This is a genomic window from Cellvibrio sp., from assembly GCF_039207905.1.
Lineage (GTDB): Bacteria > Pseudomonadota > Gammaproteobacteria > Pseudomonadales > Cellvibrionaceae > Cellvibrio.
In genome coordinates this window covers 37682-61436 of sequence record NZ_JBCECX010000016.1, presented here as the reverse complement: position 1 = coordinate 61436, position 23755 = coordinate 37682, and the positions used below count along the sequence as shown (strand labels likewise).

The 23755-nt window shown below is 46.4% G+C and carries 13 protein-coding genes and 2 pseudogenes; 6 read left to right on the top strand and 9 right to left on the bottom strand.

What is annotated here, in order from left to right; translation table 11 throughout:
* Window positions 1–864, bottom strand: an 864-nt coding sequence (locus AAGC78_RS11505; protein WP_435784223.1) for a hypothetical protein, incomplete at its 3' end; no start/stop codon positions are given.
* 136 nt (window positions 865–1000) lie between these two features.
* Window positions 1001–2617 carry an eCIS core domain-containing protein gene (locus AAGC78_RS11500; RefSeq protein ID WP_435784222.1) on the bottom strand — a complete coding sequence of 539 codons (1617 nt, stop codon included), beginning with the start codon at window positions 2615–2617 and terminating at the stop codon, window positions 1001–1003.
* A 326-nt stretch (window positions 2618–2943) separates the two neighbouring features.
* Here AAGC78_RS11500 and AAGC78_RS11495 point away from each other — a divergent pair, with 326 nt between their 5' ends.
* Window positions 2944–3447, top strand: a complete 504-nt coding sequence (locus AAGC78_RS11495; protein ID WP_435784221.1) for a hypothetical protein — start codon at window positions 2944–2946, stop codon at window positions 3445–3447.
* A 65-nt stretch (window positions 3448–3512) separates the two neighbouring features.
* On the opposite strand, the gene AAGC78_RS11490 is transcribed toward AAGC78_RS11495, so the two are convergent.
* On the bottom strand, window positions 3513–4073 hold the full coding sequence (locus AAGC78_RS11490) for an NUDIX domain-containing protein (RefSeq protein WP_435784220.1): 561 nt from the start codon (window positions 4071–4073) through the stop codon (window positions 3513–3515).
* 179 nt (window positions 4074–4252) lie between these two features.
* Between AAGC78_RS11490 and AAGC78_RS11485 the strand changes: the two genes are divergently transcribed.
* Together AAGC78_RS11485 and AAGC78_RS11480 are read left to right on the top strand one after the other, a co-directional pair.
* Entirely contained in the window at window positions 4253–4870 is a 618-nt protein-coding gene (locus AAGC78_RS11485; protein WP_435784219.1) for a PEP-CTERM sorting domain-containing protein, read from the top strand.
* 275 nt (window positions 4871–5145) lie between these two features.
* Window positions 5146–7326: a TonB-dependent siderophore receptor gene (locus AAGC78_RS11480; RefSeq protein ID WP_435784218.1), complete on the top strand. Its 2181-nt coding sequence runs from the start codon at window positions 5146–5148 to the stop codon at window positions 7324–7326.
* 87 nt (window positions 7327–7413) lie between these two features.
* Here AAGC78_RS11480 and AAGC78_RS11475 read toward each other — a convergent pair whose 3' ends face one another.
* The 6 genes and pseudogenes from AAGC78_RS11475 to AAGC78_RS11450 form a co-directional block, all read right to left on the bottom strand.
* Window positions 7414–7872, bottom strand: a complete 459-nt coding sequence (locus AAGC78_RS11475) for a host attachment protein (RefSeq protein ID WP_435784217.1) — start codon at window positions 7870–7872, stop codon at window positions 7414–7416.
* A gap of 267 nt (window positions 7873–8139) precedes the next feature.
* A complete protein-coding gene (locus tag AAGC78_RS11470) occupies window positions 8140–8529 on the bottom strand; it encodes a DUF1090 domain-containing protein (RefSeq protein ID WP_435784216.1) in 390 nt (129 codons plus the stop codon).
* Window positions 8530–8572: 43 nt separating this feature from the next.
* Complete coding sequence (locus tag AAGC78_RS11465) at window positions 8573–19492, bottom strand: thrombospondin type 3 repeat-containing protein (RefSeq protein WP_435784284.1); 10920 nt, start codon at window positions 19490–19492, stop codon at window positions 8573–8575.
* Between the two features lie 12 nt (window positions 19493–19504).
* Window positions 19505–19705, bottom strand: a pseudogene (locus tag AAGC78_RS11460) (thrombospondin type 3 repeat-containing protein); the annotation flags it as partial.
* Window positions 19706–19732: 27 nt separating this feature from the next.
* A pseudogene (locus AAGC78_RS11455) lies at window positions 19733–19975 on the bottom strand (thrombospondin type 3 repeat-containing protein); the annotation flags it as partial.
* A 73-nt stretch (window positions 19976–20048) separates the two neighbouring features.
* Window positions 20049–20858, bottom strand: a complete 810-nt coding sequence (locus AAGC78_RS11450) for a porin family protein (RefSeq protein ID WP_435784215.1) — start codon at window positions 20856–20858, stop codon at window positions 20049–20051.
* 604 nt (window positions 20859–21462) lie between these two features.
* On the opposite strand from AAGC78_RS11450, the gene AAGC78_RS11445 reads away from it, so the two are divergent.
* Genes AAGC78_RS11445 through AAGC78_RS11435 form a run of 3 tightly spaced genes read left to right on the top strand, consistent with a single transcriptional unit; the run spans window position 21463 to window position 23712 of the window.
* Window positions 21463–21765, top strand: a complete 303-nt coding sequence (locus AAGC78_RS11445; RefSeq protein WP_435784214.1) for a DUF3649 domain-containing protein — start codon at window positions 21463–21465, stop codon at window positions 21763–21765.
* Entirely contained in the window at window positions 21762–23399 is a 1638-nt protein-coding gene (locus AAGC78_RS11440; protein ID WP_435784213.1) for a PepSY-associated TM helix domain-containing protein, read from the top strand. The genes AAGC78_RS11445 and AAGC78_RS11440 overlap by 4 nt, the downstream gene beginning before the upstream one ends.
* Window positions 23353–23712, top strand: coding sequence for a DUF3325 domain-containing protein (locus tag AAGC78_RS11435; protein WP_435784212.1), 360 nt, complete (start codon window positions 23353–23355; stop codon window positions 23710–23712). The genes AAGC78_RS11440 and AAGC78_RS11435 overlap by 47 nt, the downstream gene beginning before the upstream one ends.
* The last annotated feature ends 43 nt before the right edge of the window (window positions 23713–23755 follow it).

Here is a 23755-nt window from a genome sequence, read left to right as displayed (position 1 = left end):
ATTCGACATTCGACATTCGACATTCGACATTCGACATTCGACATTCGACATTCGATTAAAATTATTTCCATCTATATTCATGTAACCACGAAAAAATTGCCGTCTTCGAGTAATTTGATCTTTCAATACTTCAAGTAAAACCTTTCTCTCCCCATCTGAATTATCATTAATATTGGAAAATGCATCTATAAATTCCCTTATTTCAGCAACCAATTTTTGCTGTACCTGTTTGCCCACATTCAGTCTGCCGTGGTGCGCATTAGAATAAACCAATCCATGCAAATATCTCGACTCAAACTGACCTCGCCGCTGCTCACCCTCAGTAAACTCTACACTAATGTAGCCGATATACTGATTTCTGTGAGTGAAATAGTTTGATAAATTGTTCTGACTTTTAGCTTCAGATATCTGCGCATCTAACGCTTGTTCAGTTTTCAGCTGTATCTCTCTTCCTATTGCGATCTCATCTCTTGCAAGTCGAATTTCATCACGAGCTATAATTAATGCCTCTGCGTTCTGCTCTAGTGCTCGCTCATTTTGGCCTAGCGCACTATTCGCATGCCCGAGCGCCGCCTCTGTCTGCTCAAGAGCCCGATTTTGCTGTTTGATTGTTGAAACAAGTAAGTAAATAGTAAACAAGCCGACTATTGGGTTAAACATTCCACCGATGAAGTCACCAAATTGACCATAAGCTGCCCGGCTATTTTCCAAGCATGCCCTGAACAAATCATCTGGAACATCAGCACACTCTAGGTAATTGGCTTTAAATGCGCGGATTGAACCTAACAACATAATGATTACATAAACCGAAACGCTTCCCCAAAGTATAATGGTGGTGTTTATTTTGATTTTACTGCCATCCACGTAAAGCTCCTTAATTTGCCAACTGTTTAATTTCTGCCAACTTCCGAGCCATGATGTCCACCATGCCCATCAGATTCACTATACTCCTAGCGTGATTTGGCAATGATGATTTTCCTATAAAATTTTAATTGTCTTTTTAATTGTACCAATCCCAACCGCCTACAGCATAGCCGGCCACTACAGCTCGATCTACCGGACTATCTTTTGCTTCCAACTTATTGAACACATCTACTCTAGTTCCAAATCCAGCACGATCGGCAGCAGCTGGATATGATAATCGAGTCAATCTAATGTGATTAGCAAGCATAATTCCGGCAAGTGCGTTATTAATATCTGCTCTTGTCACGTTCACTAAAATTTTGTTAGTGTTTCCTGCAACAGCTTGCTTAAGCTTATCAATATTTATCCAAGGAATAGCATCCTTAATTGGGTTAGCTGCAATCTCATCAATTGCCGCAAAATCAAAAAATGCCCAAAGCGCTTGATTTTCAGATGCCACTTTTGCATTTGCGATACCTGTCTTCAAAAATGCCTTTGCTTCCTTTTCGCTTCCTCTTTTTTGTAATCCAGATACGACATTTACCAATGGCATCAGATCGCGAAAATCATCCAAATTTTTGATTAACATTAAAGATGTATTTTGTATCCTGAATGCTGCTGCACTTTTAATATCATTGTCTTCATCATCTGAATTTACACCCTCTAAAAATTTACTCTTATAAGCGGCAACATTAGATGCGTGATGATTTAACTCGTTGTGCACCTCATCAAATTTGGCAAAATTCGTTCTCATCGGTCCGTTAAGGCCGTCATCCAACACAGGGGCGTTCACGCCTTCTTCGTCTTCATCTAAGACATGTGCGCGAATCAAATCAACACCTGGCAACGCCAAATATACTTCAACAATATCTAGTAGTTTTTGAGCGAACGCATCAATACGCAATCCCTCCAATCCAGTCCAAAGTTCGTCCTTTACCGCATCAGCTGTAACGTGTTTGTTTTCTGAATTGCCGGTCAAATATTTACCAAATGTGCGCTTATAAACTGGATCTTTAATGGTGAAATCATCTGTATCCACCCTGAAAGTAAACATCCCTTGAATAACTGAACTTTCATCGTCCTCTGTATTTAGTTCCATACGTTGCAACGCAATTGGTTGAGAGGCTGTAGTTTTACTTGCGCTCAATGCCCTCTCACCCATCACGTCAGCTTCATGCTCTAACCCTGCATCATCATTAACAGGCACACCGCGCTTCATCTGCATGGTTGGCCTAACTCGCCCTTGAGCCTGCTGTACAACGTGCCAAGCCTCATGTGGCAGGTGCTTTTCTTGCCCTGATGCCACATAAATATCACTACCCTGCGCGTATGCGTGGGCATTTAATTGCGCAGGCTTATCTGAATTAAAATGAACTTTGACGTGATCCATGCTCATTCCTGAGAGGGATTCGATTCCTGACTTCAAATTATCGGGTAAGCCCGTATTGTTGGGCATTTCTGCTGGCGCCGAGCCAGCCACTGATGTGCCCTCTATCAACTGTGCGGGAGCCATCTCTTGGAGAGACTCATCCTCTTCAACCATCTGTGTTGATTTGCTCTGAACAATCGGCAGGTTGCGCATTTGCTGCTGCATTGCGCGCAGGGAGACAGTCGAACTTCGATTATCAACGAATTGAGAATTACCAGATGCGCGTGATTCTTGGTGGCTAGGAGTTCTAACAGATTCAGTTTTATCAGTGGGTGCATATGTCATGTTAATTTCCCTTAATGTGGTTATCGTGAGATTAAACACAAATACCCTATATAAGAAAATACATCGGATTACATAAAAAAAATGGATCCCCCCGAGACTGCTCAGGGCGGGTCATCCTCACTTTCATGGCGGTGCAACCAGTCATCACCTTACAAGCGTTCGCAACTGAAATTTCCTCATCTCGCATGAGGCGATGAAAGCTATGATCGCTTAACCAAAAAAATTATACCTAAGCAAAGTTATATCGATCACACAGCTACTGTCGTATTATTTTTTTGGCACACACCCTGCAATGTTATCGCTGATATCAAAATAGGAGAATGCATATGAACGTTTCAGGAGTGTCGAATAAGTTTTTGTATGATTTTGTTAGCCTTGCGGGGAAAACAAGTGAGCGACAGGCGCAGGAAGTAGCGGAGGCTGTTAGTAAAAATAATAGCTCTACCGTTGTGAATATTTCGGCGGAGGGACAAGCCCTTTCAAATCAAGTACCTGAGGGACTGTTACGCGCGGCGCTGCCATCTTGGTGGAGTGACTATATACCGAAAGTAAATATGCTGAGCAGCCCGGAATACTCTAAAGTTGGCTCTATGGTATGGGCAGATAACTATAGGGAAACCTATAAGAATGAAATGCGCGAGTTTGGAAAAATATTTAATGAGGCGTTTGCTTCAGCTAGAGCAGAATATGGAATAAATACACAAGATGATATGTATGAGAAGGTAATTAAAAACTCTGAGTTTAGTGAAACACTGCGACAAGCTGTAGATGCAAAAGTGATGGCAGCGCCTAATGCGTTAGAGTTGATGAAGACACTGGGGTTACGTTGAGGATGGTATTGTGGCAATTCTTTGCCTGATAGCGGATAAGAATTGCCACAATGATTTTTCCCGAATTAGTTTTTAGGTTCGATATTTTTAATTAGGCCTTTCAATTTCGCGATGCCGTAGGTGTTAACGGTCGTAGCATCTTTTATCTCGCCCGAGAGAATCATTTCTTCAAATTCTTCGATGCTTACTTTTTTAGAGATAAGCCCCTCTTCTTCTGCATCCAGCTGTGTTGAACTCAATTCAAGTTCAGTAGCAAGATACATGTGATAACCCTGGCTTGAATATCCGTAGGCGAGGTATTGATGACCGAGATAGGCCATGCGATTTGCAACCAAACCGGTTTCTTCTTTCAACTCTCCGGCGGCAACAAGAAGGTGATCTGCATCTTTGTTATCTTCCCATGAGCCTTGGGGTAATTCCCAGAATCTTTTTTCCACTGGATAACGGTATTGCTCCACGATATAAATATGCCCTTCGTGAATTGGCAAAATAACGACAAAATCAGGTTTATCGACAACGCCGAAAATTCCTTCTGCCCCGCTCGCTCTTCTAATTTTATCTTCCCGCACACTCATCCATTTGTTTTTGTATACCGACTTACTTTCCAGTGTTTCAATTTCTTTCATGGTTTTTTCCTTACTGATATTTGGATGAAATTATGCGGCGATAGCAGACGCGCATCCACCTTGCCTTACTTAACTGTCCGCATAATTCGAAAATTGGTTTAGCTCCGTACGCTATCGCACATACCGGCACAATTCGCGGGCGTTATATACCTCGGACTTTTCACCCAAAGGAGACTGATATGCGTACCGCCAACACATTAACGTTTAGTATGCTAAAAAATATCCAAGGTTTGGTTACGATTGTTATTTCTTTACTATTATCGACAACAGCTTACGCAACTGTGATTGATTTTGATGATCTTGATCCTGTGTATCAGGAGGAATTTCCTTGCTGGTGCGATAACCCAATCAGCGATGAATATATCGATAAAGGATTATTGATTCACGGCTCCTGGGTTGTTGGAGCAAAACCGCACAACAGTATGTTGACAAGTAATTGGGGAGGCTTGGAGTTTGTAGACGAGTTGCCGACCTTTTTAAGCATGAACGTCTCCTCAGCTTATGGTGACGCCGTCTATCTGGATTTTTATGGCGAGCAGGGATTTTTGCGCACCATAATTACGTCAGGCTGGCGAAATGTAGAAGATGAAGTCACCCCGCCGATACCTAACGAATTTATCTCATTCACCTCCGATGTAGGAATTAAATCCGTCGCCATATATAGCCATTGGGGCATGCGCGTAGGGGCGTACATCGATAACATCACATTTACCACCGCCACTGTTCCTGAATCTTCATCGATTGCGCTTATATCCCTTGGATTACTAGGGCTTTTACTACGCCGATTCCGCAATTAAGGCTGTCGCCCGTTACGGGCGGCACAAGCCAATAATAATTCTCATCTAAGTCTTTTGCGCGCCACTTTTTACTGCTAAAGTGCGCGCCCATCACAAATACGAATTACTATCAACTGGTTTTGATTCGCAAAACTGAGCCGATTCGCATCCCCTTGCCGGCATCACTTTACTTTTTTGCAATCACCCCTATTCCAACAAATGAATCCTCTACCCTATTGAGCTTGTTTGCCAGAAATTTTCAATCCAACTTCATAATCCTTTGCAGGGAAACTGCCATGAAAAAAACTGTTTTACGACCAACCTTGCTCGCTTGCGCCATCGCTACAGTTACGCTCGGTACGCTGGTTTCCACTCCATCATTTGCACAAGATGAAAGTGCCGATAAAGCGCGCGTTTTAAAAACCGTGAAAGTTGATGCGAATGCTGAAGCTGCATCTGAAGACACCGAATCCTATACCGTTGAATCCAGCAATGTTGCAACGGGTTTGAATTTATCGCTGCGCGATATTCCGCAATCGGTTTCCGTCATTACCAACGAATTTATGAAAGACCAGGCAATGGATAGCGTCACTGATGCATTGCGCAGCACAACCGGCGTTTCAGTTAAAGCAGTGGATCGCGGTCGCAATAGTTTGAGCGCGCGTGGTTTTGATATTGCGAATTATCAAATTGATGGTGTTGCAGTAGTGACTGGAAATATCGGTGTCGAAACCGCAAACACTGCGATCTATGACCGCGTTGAAATTTTGCGCGGTGCAACTGGCCTGCTCGGTGGCGAGGGAAATCCTTCAGCGACCGTTAATTTGGTGCGCAAGCGCGCTAATAGCAAAACATTTGTCGGCGAAGTGGATGTCACCCTCGGCTCTTGGGATCATCGCGGTGGCACAATTGATTTGACCACACCACTGAATGCAGATGGCTCTGTGCGTGTGCGCGCCGTTGCCGGCAAAAATGAGCAGGATGCGTTTATCGATTATGAAAATACTGAGAACACTGTGCTCTATGCAGTGCTCGATGCAGACATTAGCGAGAACACGCAATTCAGTATTGGCGGCAGCAATGAGCGCACCAAACGCAATGGCGTTTATTGGGGTGGATTGTCATTCTGGTTTGCTGATGGCTCGCGCACTGATTGGGATAGATCCAAAACAACTGCGCCGAAATGGAACCAATGGGATACAGAAGAAACAACATTTTTTACTCGTCTCGACCATACCTTTTCCAACAATTGGGTAGTAAGCGCAAACGCAAGCCTTTACAAACAAGATGAATATTCCAATTTACTTTGGGCTTGGGGCGAGCCGGATAAAACAACCGGTGAAGGCATGTCTGCCTACCCTTATTTATACGTAGCAAAACCTGAACAAACCCAGTTTGGTTTTCAAGCAACCGGGCCATTTAATTTATTCAACCGCGATCACGAATTAACGGTTGGATTTACGCACAACGAATATGAAGGTGGTTGGGATAATGGTGGCGAGCCGTTATCTGCCATACCGGAGATGGGAAATTTCTTTAATTGGGATGGTTCTTACGCTAGACCAGTGTGGGATAAACCCTATAAAGCTTCATTTGAAACTCGCACACAAGATTCGCTCTACACTGCGGCTCGTTTACAGGTAACAGATGCGTTTAAATTTATTGTAGGCACTCGCCTGAGCAATTGGGAACTTGATGCAGAAGCCGCAGCATGGACGCCTGAAGCTTATACAATCACTAACGATAATATTGTGACTCCTTACTTGGGTGCAATTTACGACCTGAACGAACAGCTATCGGCCTATGCCAGCTACGCTGATATTTTTAGAACACAAACCGCACGCGATAGAAATGGCGATTACCTCGATCCTTTGTCTGGCGAGACCTACGAGACTGGTTTAAAGGGAGCCTTTTTTGATGGTGCACTGAATGCATCGGGTGCTATTTTCTTCACCCAACAAGACAACCTTGCCACAACCGACGAAGGCTATTTTGTTCCAGGAACCACAACACTGGCTTCCTATGGTGCGAAAGGAACCAAATCAAAAGGATATGAATTTGAAGTTTCTGGTGAATTAGCAATCAACTGGGATTTAAGCTTGGGCTGGACACATTTTTCTGCGAAGGATGCAGAAGACAATGATGTTGCCGTAGAGCATCCACGCAAAATGCTGAAGTTATTTAGCAAATATACGCTGGATGGTAACTGGAGTGGTTTAAGTTTTGGTGGTGGCATCAACTGGCAAAGTGAAGAGCCACGCACAGGAACTAATCCTGCTACCGGAACTGAAGAAAAAGTGGGTCAGTCTTCTTACGCTATTGCTAACGTAATGACGCAATACGAGATCAATAAAAACCTGTCATTGCAATTGAACCTCAATAACATTTTCGATGAAAAATATTATGAGAGTTCATGGGGAACCTTCACTTACGGTGAGCCTAGAAGTGCGCGCCTGACAATGAAATATCGTTTTTAAGGCAACACGATAACCCACTCAAGAAAAAAGGACTCATAGTAGCTCTATGAGTCCTTTTTTATTTTCCAATGTAGCAAAACTGCGTTTTTAGGCTGCAGCTTTGATATGTGCCGACAACTCATTTGGACTGCAACGTGTGTAATCCTTATTGATCTCATTGATCACCACCTCTCCCAAACGCGGATCGAGCACTGACCTTAACACACCAAGGAATTCTGGCGATGCAATCAATGCAAGCCGTTGGAAATGCCCATCCTGGTATCCGTGCAATAAAAAACGAGAGACGTTACGCGCAAATAATTCTGCGGTGTGCTCAGCGGGAGTTTGATGCGGTTGATAACCACTCGGCTGCGTAGGAGCGCCTACGCTATGCGCGCTTTTTGAGGCAGCATGCTGGCCTAACCGGTCTGACTCTGTATCAGATGTATGCAAACTGGATTTGTCATTCCCGAGGTCGCCCACTTTTTCCAACGGGGCTGATGGGCTTTGCTGGGAGAAAAAATGGGCACAGCTTGCGTTCGCTGTAACAATCCATAAAGTACTCATAGTCACCTCTCTTATAAAACGATTGCTGTTTAAAAAATTGGATATAGATCTATCAAATACTTGCTGATGTTTTTGCTTCAACGGACGTCATTTACATCATTCCGTCATCTAAAACTGAATTATTGGGATTTTTAAGCGATGGGTCTGTGCGGTGACAAACTAAAAGGATATTCATGAAAATAAATCAGGAGGGATAACAACTATCAACTGCAGAATGGAAATATTGGGAGTAAGCGCCGATGAATTGCATCAGCGCCCTATAAGAAATTAATTTATATTAGCAAGATTTTTTTCAAACCCGTTCAATTCAATTTTCTTCTGCTCAATTTTTGTCTGATATTTGGCAACTTTTTTCGCATCGCCTTTGCTCTGCGCTTTTTTCAAATCCGCCTCATATTCTGTGATATCGGCATTGGCATCTTTGATTTTTCCAGACAGCTCTTTCTTCAAGCCATCATTTGTACAATTCTTTTTCGCGTTATCGAGCGATTTAGTTAAACCGGAAACCTGGCTTTTGTTGTTTTTATCTTTTGCGATCTGCAACTGTTGTTCTATTTCACAATATTTTTTGTCGCATCCTTTTAACTGACTACAGTCAGCCAGTGCGTGAAAAGAAAGCACACTAATCAATAAACCGGAAAACATTTTCACCAACATAACGACGATCCTTTTTGATTTAACGATACAACACCCCCACCACCTATAACGGCGGTGGGGCTACGCACATAGCATGAATATCGATATTATTCAGCAGCCCCACTACTGCTCCTTGTGAAATTTCTACCGCATCAAAACTGTTGGTGGTATTGACCAGCAGGAGGAATTTAGTTGCATCACCCGTGATATTCAGCAGTTGTAAGCTAACCGCACTACCGAGACCAAAGTTTTGTTGGATAACACCATTATTCAAAGTGGTAATCCTGACTTTACCTAACAACGATAAATCCAGCAAACCAACAGGGATCGACACAACCACGCCTACGCGCTTATTGCCCGTATAAGTAATTGCAACACCGTGTGTCACACGTGCATACACTTCTGCTGCAGTACCTAGAATAGTTACCATCCGCCCAGCATTAGTGAGATCTGTATCGATAATATTATTGGGCAATAGCACACCACAACCGACACAAAGCGTACCGCGGATTCCGGACGACACAGTGACATCGGTAGTCATTGGTTTAAATAATGCCGTCGGGCCGCAAGCAATATTTTCAAATGAATCGCAGGCATCACCAATGCCATCGCCATCAATATCCCCCTGACCAACGTTGGCTACGTTTGGACAATTATCAACGCCATTCAAAATGCCATCGCCATCAATATCCGGATCACATGCATCACCGAGCGCATCACCATCTTTGTTGAGCTGGTTAGCGTTAGGGACTAGTGGGCAATTATCAAGACCATCTGCCACACCATCACCGTCCTTATCGTTGTCGCAAACATCACCTTGACCATCACCGTCCAGGTCGGCTTGATTGGTATTCGCCACCAAGGGGCAATTGTCCACGCCGTTCAAAATACCGTCGCCATCGCGATCGTTATCGCAGACATCACCTATGTGGTCACCATCCAAATCAGCCTGATTGGCATTTGCCACTAATGGACAGTTGTCGAGACTATCGGCAATACCATCGCCATCACTGTCGGTGAGTGGATCACACAAATCACCGAGTCCGTCATGATCCGTATCCAATTGATTAGGATTAGCGACAACAGGACAATTATCAGCTCCGTTTAACACGCCATCACCGTCGATATCAGGATCACAAGCATCCCCAATACCATCATGATCCTGATCCGACTGAGTCGGGTTGGCTATTGCAGGGCAGTTATCCGAGCCATCATCGATGAGGTCGCCGTCGCTGTCGGTATTGGCGTCACACGTGTTGCCAATGCCATCGTGATCATTGTCTGCTTGCGATGGATTTGGCGTTGTTGGGCAATTATCGACAGCGTTCAGCACACCATCGCCATCGACATCGTTATCGCAAACATCCCCTATTCCATCACCATCCTGATCTGCTTGGGCAGCGTTGGCTAACAAGCGGCAGTTATCGACGCTATCGTTAATGCCGTCGCCATCAACGTCGTTATCGCAGGCATCCCCAAGACCATCATGGTCAAGATCATTCTGGTTCGTGTTCGCGACCAGCGGGCAATTATCTACCGCCGTTAATATGCCATCGCCATCAACGTCGTTATCGCAGGCATCGCCAACACCATCATGATCAAGATCAGCCTGACTAGGGTTGGCGACAAATGGACAGTTATCCGAGTTGTTATCGAAGCCATCGCCATCGGTGTCAGTATTGCTGTCACACACATCGCCTATGCCATCGAAATCGAGATCAGATTGGTTGAGGTTGGCATTGCGCGGGCAATTATCCGAACCATTTGGAACAGTATCGCCATCGACATCGGGATCACAATTATCACCAATACCGTCGCCATCCAAATCCGCTTGACTGACGTTGGACATTAGCGGGCAATTATCCAGTGGATTGTCGACACCATCACCATCGCGGTCGTTGTCGCAATCATCCCCAAGACCATCGCCATCCAGATCCGATTGCGAAGAGTTAGACACAGATGGGCAGTTATCCAGCGTGTTGCTAACACCGTCGCCATCCAGATCGCTATCGCACACATTGCCTATGCCATCACCATCCTGATCGGCCTGATTGGAATTGGAAGCAAGCGGGCAATTGTCGATTACATTTAGGACACCATCATTATCCATGTCGGGATCACACAGATTACCCAGACCATCGCCGTCCAGATCACCTTGATCGGGGTTGGCAACTGACGGACAGTTATCGGCGCCATCATCAAAGCCATCGCCATCACTGTCGGTATTTGCATCGCAGGCGTCGCCCGTGCCGTCACCATCGCCATCAATCTGACTCGGGTTAGCAACCAGCGGGCAATTATCCAAGGCATTGTCGATTCCATCGGCATCAAGGTCGGCATCGCACGCGTCGCCCACTCCATCGCCATCCAAATCTACCTGGTTGGAGTTCGCAGTCATTGGGCAATTGTCGAGTGCGTTATCAACACCATCGCCATCGATATCCGTATCGCAGGCATCACCCCCACCACTGCCATCCATATCTGCCTGACTTGGGTTCGCTACCAGCGGGCAGTTATCGAGCAAGTTGTTAACACCATCACCGTCTATGTCGGGATCACAGACATCACCTATGCCATTGCCATTTAAATCCGACTGATCAGCATTGGCGATTAACGGGCAGTTATCTGCATTATTCGCGCGACCATCACCGTCAATATCCGGATCACAAGGATCACCGATTCCATCGCCATCGCGATCAAGCTGGGTTGAGTTACTGATCAAAGGGCAATTGTCGGCAATATTGGTAACACCATCGCCGTCGATATCGCTATCGCAAAGATCGCCAAATGCATCGCCGTCTTGATTCGCCTGATTGGCGTTGGCTACTAACGGGCAGTTATCGAGATCATCACGAATGCCGTCGCCGTCACTGTCGGTATTCGCATCGCAGACATTACCAATACCATCACCGTCGGTATCAGCCTGATCCAGGTTTGCAGCAAACGGACAGTTATCGAGACCATTGGGCACCGTATCGCCGTCAGCGTCATTGTCACAGGCGTCGCCTACACCATCGCCATCCAAATCGAGCTGGTTAGCATTTGCCGTGATGGGGCAATTATCGACACCGTCTTGCACGCCATCACCGTCGGTATCGACATAGGTGTAGGAATCACACAAATCACCGATACCATCACCATCAAGATCTGACTGATTGGTGTTGGGAATAAGTGGACAGTTGTCGCTAGCATCCGGAACTGAATCGCCGTCGCGGTCGGTATCGCAGACATCACCTATGCCATCGTGATCCTGATCCAGCTGGTTCGTATTGGCGATAGTTGGGCAGTTATCCAGGTTATTGGCAACACCGTCGCCATCGCGGTCGGTATCACAGACATCACCGAAGCTGTCACCATCCTGATTTTCCTGACCGGGGTTTGCGATTAACGGACAGTTATCTGCGCCGTCAATTACACCATCGCCATCGCGATCATTATCACAAGCATCACCAACACCATCGCCATCCAAATCACCTTGACCCGGATTCGCAATTAATGGGCAGTTGTCGCCCGCATCGGCAACACCATCACCGTCGCGATCACTGTCACAGGCATCACCTATTCCATCGCCATCCAAATCTGTCTGCGCCACATTGGAAACTAATGGGCAGTTATCCAGATTGTTCGCAATGCCATCGCCATCACTGTCCGTCAGCAGATCACACAAATCACCTATACCATCGCCATCCGTATCCAATTGGTTCGGGTTGGCGACCACCGGACAATTGTCGATACCGTTAGCCACGCCATCGTTATCCACATCGGCATCGCAGGCATCACCTATACCATCGCCATCAAGATCGGTTTGGGTTGGATTCACATCCGCAGGACAGTTATCGCTACCGTCATCAATATTATCGCCATCGCTATCGGTATTCGCATCACAGGCGTCACCAATACCGTCATGATCTGTATCTACCTGGGTTGGGTTGGGCGTGATCGGGCAATTATCATGACCGTTTACAACCGCATCACCGTCGACATCGCTATCGCATACATCCCCTATTCCATCACCATCCTGATCAGTCTGGTTTACGTTGGGCATTAGCGGGCAGTTATCGAGAACATTGGTAATAGTGTCGCCATCAGTGTCGAGATCGCAGGCATCACCAATACCATCGTGATCGAGATCATTCTGGTTCGCATTGGCAACGGTCGGACAATTGTCGATAACACCGGCGACGCCATCGCCATCAACATCTGCATCACAGGCATCGCCTATTCCATCGCCGTCCTGATCAGCTTGCGATAAGTTGGCGACAAATGGGCAATTGTCGATGGCGTTATCCAAACCATCGCCATCAGTATCGGTATTGCTATCACAGACATCACCAACCCCGTCAAAGTCGAGATCGGATTGGTTCAGGTTGGCATTGTGTGGGCAGTTGTCAGTTGCGTTGGGAACAGTGTCCCCATCCATATCGGAATCGCAGACATCACCCAAGCCATCGCCATCAATATCGAGTTGATTGGTATTGGGTATTAGTGGGCAATTGTCGAGACCATTAGTGATGCTATCACCATCAATATCGCTATCGCAGTCATCACCAATGCTATCGCCGTCCGAATCGATTTGGGCAGGGTTAGCTACTAGTGGGCAGTTATCCAAAGCGTTACTTAAACTGTCGCCATCAATATCGCTATCACACAGATCGCCAATCAAATCACCATCCTGATCAGCTTGATTGGCGTTGGCGGTAATTGGGCAGTTATCCAGCAAGTTGGTAATACCGTCGTTGTCCATATCGGCATCACAGACGTTGCCGATACCATCACCATCCAAATCTGCTTGATCGGGATTACTGACGAGTGGGCAATTATCGCTGCCATCATCAATACCATCGCCATCGCTATCGGTGTTTGCATCGCAAGCATCACCGATACCATCGCCATCTGTATCAACCTGACTGGCATTGGATATTAACGGGCAATTATCCGATCCATTGGCAAAGCCATCCGCATCCAGATCAGAGTCGCAGATATCACCTATACCATCACCATCGAGATCATCCTGACTCGCATTGGCGGTAACGGGGCAGTTATCGGCCGCATTCAGGATACCATCGCCATCGACATCCGGATCACACACATCACCTACACCGTCGCCATCAGAATCGGCCTGACCGGGATTGGCATTGATCGGGCAGTTATCCAATAGATTGTTGACGCTGTCGCCGTCCATGTCGGTATCACAAAGATCACCTGCACCATCGCCATCCAGATCCGACTGATTGGTGTTGGCAACCAACGGACAGTTGTCTAGATTGTTGGCGACGGTATCGCCATCCATATCGTTATCACAGACGTCACCAAGCCCATCGGCATCATGATCCAGCTGATTCGGATTACTCACCAACGGGCAGTTATCGAGCAGATTTAGGATGCTGTCGCCATCCCGATCCGGATCGCACAAATCGCCAATGGTGTCGCCATCCTGGTCAGCCTGATTCGCGTTAGCGATGAGCGGGCAATTATCAACATCATCATTAAAGCCATCACCATCGGTATCGGTATTCGCATCGCAAACATTCCCTATTCCATCCGCATCGGAATCAGCTTGATTGGGATTAGGATCTAACGGGCAATTGTCGAGCACATCAAGAACGCCATCGCCATCACGGTCCGTGTCGCAGGCATCACCTATACCATCGCCGTCCTGATCCGCTTGGGTCGGGTTATAGGCGAGCGGGCAATTATCGAGCGCATTAGCAATGCCATCGCTATCGGTGTCTATAAACACGTTCGAGTCACAGGCATCACCGATACCATCGCCATCAAGGTCGATTTGATTGGTATTAGGGATTAGCGGACAGTTATCGACTCCATTCGCCACCGAGTCACCATCCACATCCACATCACAGGTATCACCAATGCCATCGTTATCCAAGTCTGCTTGAGTTGGGTTGGCGATCAGTGGGCAGTTATCCAGCGCATTATCGATACCATCGCCATCAGTGTCCGTAAGCGGATCACACAGGTTACCTATACCATCGCTGTCAGCATCGGCCTGATTCGCGTTGGGAACCATCGGACAGTTATCAACACCATTCAGGACACCGTCACCATCGATGTCGGCATCACAAAGATCGCCAACGCCGTTGTTATCAAGATCCGCTTGATTAGCGTTGGCAACTGCAGGGCAATTATCAAGGCCATCATCAATACCATCGCCATCGCTGTCAGTGCTGCTATCGCATAGATCACCTATGCCATCGCCATCACCGTCCGCCTGATTTGCATTGGCTGCCATTGGGCAGTTATCCGCAACATTGGTAACGCCGTCACCGTCGGCATCAGGATCACAAGAATCCCCTAGCCCATCGCCGTCCAGATCGTTTTGTGCGGGGTTAAATACCACGGGGCAATTGTCGAGCAGGTTATCAATGCCATCACCATCGGTATCGTTATTGATTACCACCGGAGTTGGATCACACAAATCCCCCAAACCATCACCGTCGGCATCAGCCTGATCGGGGTTGGGCACGGACGGACAGTTATCGCTCAGATTAGCAACGGTATCGCCATCGATATCGGTATCACAGCTATCACCAATACCGTCATTATCGACGTCTGTCTGGGTCGGATTGGCGATTGAGGGGCAATTATCGAGACCATCATCAATGCCATCACCATCGGTATCAATGCTGGCATCGCAGGCATCACCTATACCATCACCATCGGCATCGATTTGGGTCGGGTTCGCAACTACCGGACAATTATCAAAAGCATTGTTGACGCCATCGCCATCGCTGTCGGTATCACAAGCATCGCCTAAGCCATCACCATCCAAGTCAGCTTGATCAGGGTTGTAGACTAAAGGACAGTTATCCAAGCTGTTGGCAATCGTATCGCTGTCGGTATCGATAAAGGTATTGCTATCGCAGGCATCACCAATCGCATCACCATCAAGATCCAACTGGTTGGGATTAGGTATTGATGGACAATTATCGATGGTGTCATTTACACCATCGCCATCCCTATCGAGATCGCAGGCATCGCCCACACCATCGCCATCCAAATCATTTTGGCCGGGGTTTGCGATCAGCGGGCAATTATCCAAACCATCATCGATACCATCACCATCGGTATCAGTACTGGTATCACACGCATCGCCTATACCGTCCCCGTCGCCGTCAAGTTGGTTGAGGTTGCTGACCAATGGGCAGTTATCGAATGCATCAAGAATGTTATCGCCATCCGTATCGGTATCGCACACATCACCAATGCCATCGCCATCAAGATCATTCTGGTTCGGGTTATAGGTTATCGGGCAATTGTCCAACGCATTTGCGATTCCATCGCTGTCGTTGTCGATATTGAGATTAATGGGGGTGATATCACAAAGGTCGCCCGCACCATCGCCGTCCGCATCTAACTGATCCGGGTTAGGAATATTGGGGCAGTTATCTGAGCCATTCGGAATAGTGTCACCGTCGATGTCAGCATCACACACATCACCGACACCGTTGCTATCCAGATCGGCCTGATCGTTGTTAGCAACAGCAGGACAATTATCAACGCCGTCATCAACACCATCACCATCAGTATCGGTACTGGTATCGCAGGTATCGCCGATACCATCGCCGTCACTATCAAGCTGATTGAGGTTTGCGACTAAAACACAATTGTCGATGTTATTGAGAACACCGTCGCCATCGGTATCGGTATCGCAGGCATCGCCGAAACCATCACCATCCAGATCGGCCTGATCCGGGTTATAAGCTAAAGGGCAATTATCGAGATTATTGGCGATGCCATCGCTGTCGAGATCAAAATTGGTGTTGGTATCGCAAGCGTCGCCAACACCATCGTTATCGCTGTCCAACTGGTCTTGATTAGGAATTAGCGGACAGTTGTCCAGATTGTTCTGCACCGTATCCCAATCCATGTCGGAATCACAGGCATCACCAATAAGATCCCAATCCGTATCCAATTGATCGGTATTGGCAACTAGCGGGCAATTATCTAAACCATCGTCGATACCATCACCGTCGGTATCGAGGTTAGCATCACAAAGATCGCCAATGCCATCTGAGTCGGTATCTAGCTGATCAAGATTAGCAACCCAGGTACAGTTATCGAGCGTATTGATGACTCCATCAGCTTCGAGATCCGTATCGCATGCATCACCCTCACCATCACCATCCAAATCACTTTGGAGGGGGTTATAAACCATCGGACAGTTGTCATAAATATTGATGACGCCATCGCCATCGCTATCAACATTGGCAAAGAACAAGCGGAACTCACAGGCATCGCCTCTGCCGTTACCATTGCTATCGCGCTGATCGGGATTAGGGACCGTACGACAATTATCTAAAGCATTGGGAACACCATCGCCGTCGATATCCGGATCACATTCATCACCGACTCCATCCCAATCGCTATCCCACTGACTGGCATTCGCGATTAATGGGCAATTATCCAAACCGTCGTCGACACCATCACCATCGATATCTAAATGAGTTTCACACGCATCGCCGATACCATTGTTATTCGTATCAGCTTGGCCGGGATTGGCAACTAATGGGCAGTTATCAAGATTATTCTGCACACCATCGTTATCGCGGTCGCTATCACACGCGTCCCCAACACCATCCCCATCAGTATCTATTTGAGTGGGGTTATAAACCATTGGGCAGTTGTCGAATGTATTCGCCCTTCCATCGCTATCGAGATCATTGACCGTTACCTGATCGCAAGCATCGCCAATGCCATCACCATCGGTATCAAGCTGGGTTGTATTGCGAACGTAAGGACAATTATCTGCCGAGTTATTAACACTATCGCCGTCAAGATCGATATCGCAGGCATCGCCAATACCATCAGTATCCAAATCGTGTTGGTCGGGGTTGTAGGTTAACGGGCAATTATCAAGCGCATCAAAAATAGTATCGCCGTCGATATCGGTATTAAATCCAACGTCGCACGCATTACCAATTCCGTTTGCATCGCTATCGAGTTGATTGGTGTTAGCGACGAGCGGACAGTTATCACTGGTGTTGAATACACCATCACCATCAATGTCTGCATCACACGCATCACCGATGCCGTCGCTATCCGCATCAAGCTGATTATTGTTAGCTATTGCCGGGCAATTATCCGAACCATCATCAATACCATCGCCATCGCTATCGATATTTGAATCGCAAGCATCACCTATTCCATCGCCATCAACGTCGACCTGCGAAGGGTTGGCAACTAACGGACAATTATCAAGATTATTTGCAAAGCCATCGTTATCGCGGTCGCTATCGCAGACATCGCCAATTCCATCACCATCTTGATCACTTTGCGAAGGGTTTACAATTGATGGGCAGTTATCACTCGCATCTGGAACACCGTCGTGATCTGCATCCAATACTGTGTTGTTATCGCATGCATCACCAATTCCATCACCATCTAAATCTGACTGATTGGTATTCGGAATGTAGAGACAATTATCGATATTGTTGCTGACACTATCGCCATCAATATCCATATCGCATACATCACCCAAACCATCATTATCCTGATCTGCCTGATCAAGATTGTGAGCCCAAGGGCAATTGTCGACAGCGTTATCAATACCATCACTATCGCTATCTGTATTGGTATCGCAGGCATCACCAACTCCATCACCATCTGCATCAGCCTGATTAAGATTTGCAACTAATGGGCAGTTATCAAGAACATTTGAAACTGTATCGCCATCGGTATCGCCGTCACAGGCATCACCAATTCCATCACCATCCTGATCATGCTGCGTGGGGTTATAAATAATCGGGCAATTATCGAGATAGTTTGCAACTCCATCGCTGTCGGTATCAATAAACGTACTGGAGTCGCACGCATCACCGATTCCATCATGATCAGCATCAGCTTGATTTGCATTGGGAATTACAGGGCAATTATCAAGGGTATTATTAACACCATCGCCGTCAGCATCCGGATCGCAACTATCACCTATGCCGTCATTGTCTTGGTCAGCCTGATTCGGATTTGCAATTGAAGGACAATTATCCAAACCGTTATCAATACCATCGCCATCATTATCGGTATTGGTATCGCAGGCATCACCAATTCCATCGCCATCTGTATCGGCTTGGTTTGCGTTAGCGATTAGCGGACAGTTATCAACATGATTGCTCGCACCGTCACCATCAATATCGGGATCGCATGCATCACCAGCACCGTCAGCATCAACATCACTTTGTGTTGGATTAAATAGAGTTGGACAATTATCAACGCTGTTAGAGATACCATCACTGTCGGTGTCCAATAAGGTGTTGGTATCACACGCATCACCAATTCCGTCTGCATCTGTGTCGAGCTGATTGGTATTGGGAATTAGCGGGCAATTGTCGGAAGCGTTAACAACAGAGTCACCATCCACATCATTATCGCAAGCATCACCGACACCATCATTGTCGAGATCGGCTTGCGTGGGATTTGCTAACAACGGGCAATTATCAATTCCATCATCAAACCCGTCACCATCGCTGTCATTACTGGTATCGCAAATATCGCCAATACCATCGCCATCACTATCAAGCTGCCCCGGGTTAACTTGGAGCGGACAATTATCGAGTGAGTTATTAACACCGTCGCCATCAACATCCAGATCACAGGCATCCCCTATTCCATCAAGATCAAGGTCAGCCTGATTTGCATTTAATACATTTGGACAATTGTCGATTTGATTGGGAACACCATCGCCATCGGTATCAATAATGGTACTTGAATCACATGCATCGCCAATGCCATCGAGATCACTATCGGCTTGATCACGGTTAGGAATTAATGGGCAATTATCAACATCATTGTTAACACCATCATCATCGGAATCAACATCACAAACATCGCCCAAACCATCATTGTCTGTATCAAGCTGATCAGAGTTAGCAATTAACGGACAGTTATCACTACCATCATCAATACCGTCGCCATCGCGATCAATATTGTCATCGCAGGCATCACCAATATTATCGTTGTCGCTATCCAGCTGATCTGGATTAGGAACACGCGGACAGTTGTCTAGATTGTTCGGATGCGTATCTCCATCCATGTCGGTATCACACGCATCACCAACACCATCGCCATCAAGATCCGCTTGATCCGGGTTATAAACTGTGGGGCAATTATCGGTTCCGTTGCCGTTGTCATCGCCGTCGGAATCCATATCGACAGTCGGATCACAGGCATCACCAATGCCATCATCATCAATATCAAATTGTTCAGGGTTTGCGTTTAAAGGGCAGTTATCAGCGCTATTTAATACGCTGTCGCCATCAATGTCGGTATCGCATGCATCACCAACACCATCGCTATCCATATCAGCTTGATTGGTGTTAGCAATAGCGGGGCAATTATCGGAAGCATCAGGAATTGTGTCGTTGTCTGTATCAACGACAGGAGGGATTGGTGGTTCATACCATGGAGGTTTAGGTAATGGAAAACCACCCTGTCCGCCACAGCCGACCAGCATTACGCTAAATAAAAATGTTAGCCATAATAGAGCCTTCACATGAGCAGCCCGTCTAGAAAATTTCAATTACATGTCATTGCTTATCAAGCGCAGCGGAGAGAATATTTTCTACATAGTGATCAATCGTGCCCTCAGAAAGAGAGCCAACAGGTTTTACTGCAAGAGGTGTTGCGAGCGAAACACGAGGAGGAGATGCTGATAAATCGCTGGAATATTTTTTCGATTTTGAAAAATTCCACACAAAAGAAAAACTAAAAAAATGTGCATCGGTATAACCCATCCAGGAATTACCGAGCTCATCAAAATATTGATAATCAATTCTTGCATCCACCTGCGTGGACAATGGAAAATGAACCCCCAGGCCTGCAGTGGGGCGCTGGCCTGAATCTTCTGCCTCACGGTCCCACCCGATTATCTTTCCTTCCCAGTGAGCAACGCCCACCCTACCGAAAATTTTAATTTTTTCGGATAATTGATAGTTATACTTTAATGAAAGATCCGCAGTAAAAAGCTCACCGCGCAAGCTCACATCCGGATATACGACCGACGTGTCACCAAGCTGAGTCGCCGACACTTCTATCCCCAGTTGATTTTCAAAATCATAACCTGCAAAAATACCGTATCCGGAATCACTTCGATCGCACTCTATTGCAATATCAACACATGAGTGACGATTATATGAATAACCAAGACGCGCCCCGAGGTAACCACCGGCATAGGGATCATCTGCTGCGAATGAAGCACTCGCTAGAAAACTGACCGATGCAGCCAGTAGCAGGGGTAATTTAAACGACGAGATATTTTTTGATACAGTGAGAATAATTGTCTTTGCAGACAATAATACAATAGGAAGCAGGCTAAGCCACTTGATCATCCGAATCATAAAATCTCCACACTGAGCGAATGAATTAGTGAGACAGGTAGCAACACTAAAACTGATATCGCAAATATGAATATAGCCACAAAAGGATATTTATATTATTACCTTTCCAGACTAGCAAACATGAAGGGACTATCAATCGATCAAAAATACCTTTTTATAATTAGAGAGAGATTAATATAATTCTTTTTCTAATAAGTGCTTTTGAAGTGAAAAGCAAAAAACACAAACAAAAAAATAAAAGAGCAAAATAATATTCAAATAAATAAAAAATAAAAATTACACGAGATTACCATCCCATATCCACCTAGATGCATTAAGCGACAAAACAAATAAATCACTTACCCCCATTAATTAATAAACGCACGCAGCAAAAAACTGAACTTAATTGATTAATGTGCCGTCCCCAAACAAACACCGTAGATACCATGAATACAATATCCACCCTTCACCCCCTTCTCCTTCTTGGGCACATAAAACAACCATAATTGTTGAAAGCCCAAGGCAACACCAGTTAAAATGAAACATATTCTCATTTGATACCATATACCACTTAGTGCGGAAGCCGCTAAAGCCCGCCATAACCTCAGCTACCTATAGCCCGATCATGAAAAAAACGCTCCCAGACAACCGCTACCGCTGGCAGATAGCTTTTCGCACCCTGGCCGCCATCCTTGGTGGTTACGCGCTAGCGAACATTAGCGCCATATTGCTTTCCTACTTGCTTCCGATGCCCAAAAGCGACGCGGTCATGACAGGTATTTTGCTTAGTTTCGCCATTTATACCTGCGCGATTATGTGGGTATTTGCCGTGCAATCAGTCCACAAAGCCTGGTTAGGCTTGGCCATTCCATCACTGGTAATGGGCGCCGCTGCACTACTGGTTAAATTTACTGGAGTCGCGCCATGAAAAACGGGTTTCGCCAATCCATGGCATGGGTACATACCTGGGGCGGCCTCAGTGTTGGCTGGATTTTATTTTTTGTCTTTTTAACCGGCACGCTCGGCTATTTCGATACCGAGATTGACCGCTGGATGAAGCCCGAACTACCCAAAGACACATCCACCATGGAGCAAGCGCTTACGGTAGCGGAAGCACGGTTGGAGCAAAAAGCGGTTGGCGCCGAGCGCTGGTTTATCAGCCCACCAACCAACCGCGATAACCCGAACCTGCGTATTTTTTGGCAGATGCCAGGTGAGGAAGGAAAGCGCGGCATCACCGGCAACGAATTGTTGGACTCCACTACCGGTGATGCACTGAGTGGTCGTGCCACAGGTGGTGGCCAAACGCTTTATCGTATGCACTATGCACTTCATTATTTACCGACCGATGTTGCCTATTGGATCGTCGGGATCTGCAGTATGTTTATGCTTGTGGCGATCATCACCGGCATAGTCATCCACAAAAAAATATTCAAAGATTTTTTTACCTTCCGCCCGCAAAAAGGCCAGCGCTCCTGGTTGGATATTCACAACCTGCTCAGCGTTACCGCACTGCCCTTTCATTTTATGATTACGTATAGCGGTCTGATATTTTTTGCTTTTACTTATATGCCGTTAATTGTTAGCAGCAGTTACGGCACAGGTGAAGATGCGGAGCAGGCATTTTTTGATGAATTGTTTGAAGAAACGGACAAAGCGGAACGCGCCAATATCCACGCCGATTTGGCATCACTAAGCGCTATGGTTGCCATTGCCCAATCGCAATGGGGAAAAGATCAAGTTAGATACATCGACATTGCCAATCCTGGTGATGCCAATGCGCGCGTAAGTATTGGCCGGCAATTAGACTCACCACTGCGCTCAAGCCCGGAATTGGTTTTTGATGGCGTTAGCGGTGAATTACTCTCCAACAAAGCTGCAGCAACGTCTGCGCCCCGCACAGTACGCGATACTTTTTTAGGCTTACATGAAGGCCTGTTCGCAAACATTACCCTGCGCTGGTTATATTTTCTTTCCGGTTTGTTAGGCACAGCCATGATTGCAACTGGAATGATCTTGTGGACAGTTAAGCGTCGCCCTGCACAACTTAAACAGGCTAAAGGTCCTGATGTAGGCCATCGTCTGGTTGAAAGCTTAAACCTCGGCACCATCGTGGGCTTACCAATTGCAATCGCAGCCTATTTTTGGGCTAATCGATTATTAGCGGTAGATTTTGCTGCGCGTAGCGAGTGGGAAGTTCACTCCATGTTTTTGGTGTGGGCAGGCACACTCATTTATTCATTTGTTGCCTGGCCTGTAGTGCGCAACATCACTCGTCACTGGATTCATTTACTCTGGCTTGCCGCAGCCGCTTACAGCTTGCTACCTGTACTAAATGCCCTTACCACAGATCGCCACATCACACGGAGTTTGATAAATGGTGATTGGTTGTTTGCCGCAATCGACTTAACATTTTTGGTAACCGGAATTTTATTTGCATTTACTGCATTCAAGCTGCAGCACAGAGTTCCGCAGGCAGCACCAAAAAAACGTGCAGCACCTGCCGCAAACCAACATGCAATCGAGCCAGATGCCCCCACAACTCCGCAGGAGGCAGTTTGATATGTTGCTCGCGTTCGCTCTTGCTTACATTACATGCATAACGCTTTGCCTGGCGATGAATCGGCATTTTCAGCAACTGCTGCCAAATCAAAAAATTTCACCCAAGATAGCAATGCTACTGCGCAATAGCGGCTGGATACTTTTGCTACTCACAATTATTTACTGCACAAAACTGGTCGGAGTTGCTGTGGGACTAGTGTTAGTACTGGGGCTATTCAGCGCCGCGGCGTGTTTACTGGCATTATTGTTAAACTACGCACCGCGAGTTGCTCTGGGCTTGGTAGTCGCCGCCCCGCTCGCTAGCCTGCTGTAACCACAGCAAGAAAAATAGTAGGCACAGGATAATGGCCGTGCTC

Coding starts and splice junctions, on each gene's coding strand:
- AAGC78_RS11500 (WP_435784222.1), bottom strand. CDS start 2,617: ATGACATATGCACCCACTGATAAAACTGAATCTGTTAGAACTCCTAGC.
- AAGC78_RS11495 (WP_435784221.1), top strand. CDS start 2,944: ATGAACGTTTCAGGAGTGTCGAATAAGTTTTTGTATGATTTTGTTAGC.
- AAGC78_RS11490 (WP_435784220.1), bottom strand. CDS start 4,073: ATGAAAGAAATTGAAACACTGGAAAGTAAGTCGGTATACAAAAACAAA.
- AAGC78_RS11485 (WP_435784219.1), top strand. CDS start 4,253: ATGCGTACCGCCAACACATTAACGTTTAGTATGCTAAAAAATATCCAA.
- AAGC78_RS11480 (WP_435784218.1), top strand. CDS start 5,146: ATGAAAAAAACTGTTTTACGACCAACCTTGCTCGCTTGCGCCATCGCT.
- AAGC78_RS11475 (WP_435784217.1), bottom strand. CDS start 7,872: ATGAGTACTTTATGGATTGTTACAGCGAACGCAAGCTGTGCCCATTTT.
- AAGC78_RS11470 (WP_435784216.1), bottom strand. CDS start 8,529: ATGTTGGTGAAAATGTTTTCCGGTTTATTGATTAGTGTGCTTTCTTTT.
- AAGC78_RS11450 (WP_435784215.1), bottom strand. CDS start 20,858: ATGATTCGGATGATCAAGTGGCTTAGCCTGCTTCCTATTGTATTATTG.
- AAGC78_RS11445 (WP_435784214.1), top strand. CDS start 21,463: ATGAAAAAAACGCTCCCAGACAACCGCTACCGCTGGCAGATAGCTTTT.
- AAGC78_RS11440 (WP_435784213.1), top strand. CDS start 21,762: ATGAAAAACGGGTTTCGCCAATCCATGGCATGGGTACATACCTGGGGC.
- AAGC78_RS11435 (WP_435784212.1), top strand. CDS start 23,353: ATGCAATCGAGCCAGATGCCCCCACAACTCCGCAGGAGGCAGTTTGAT.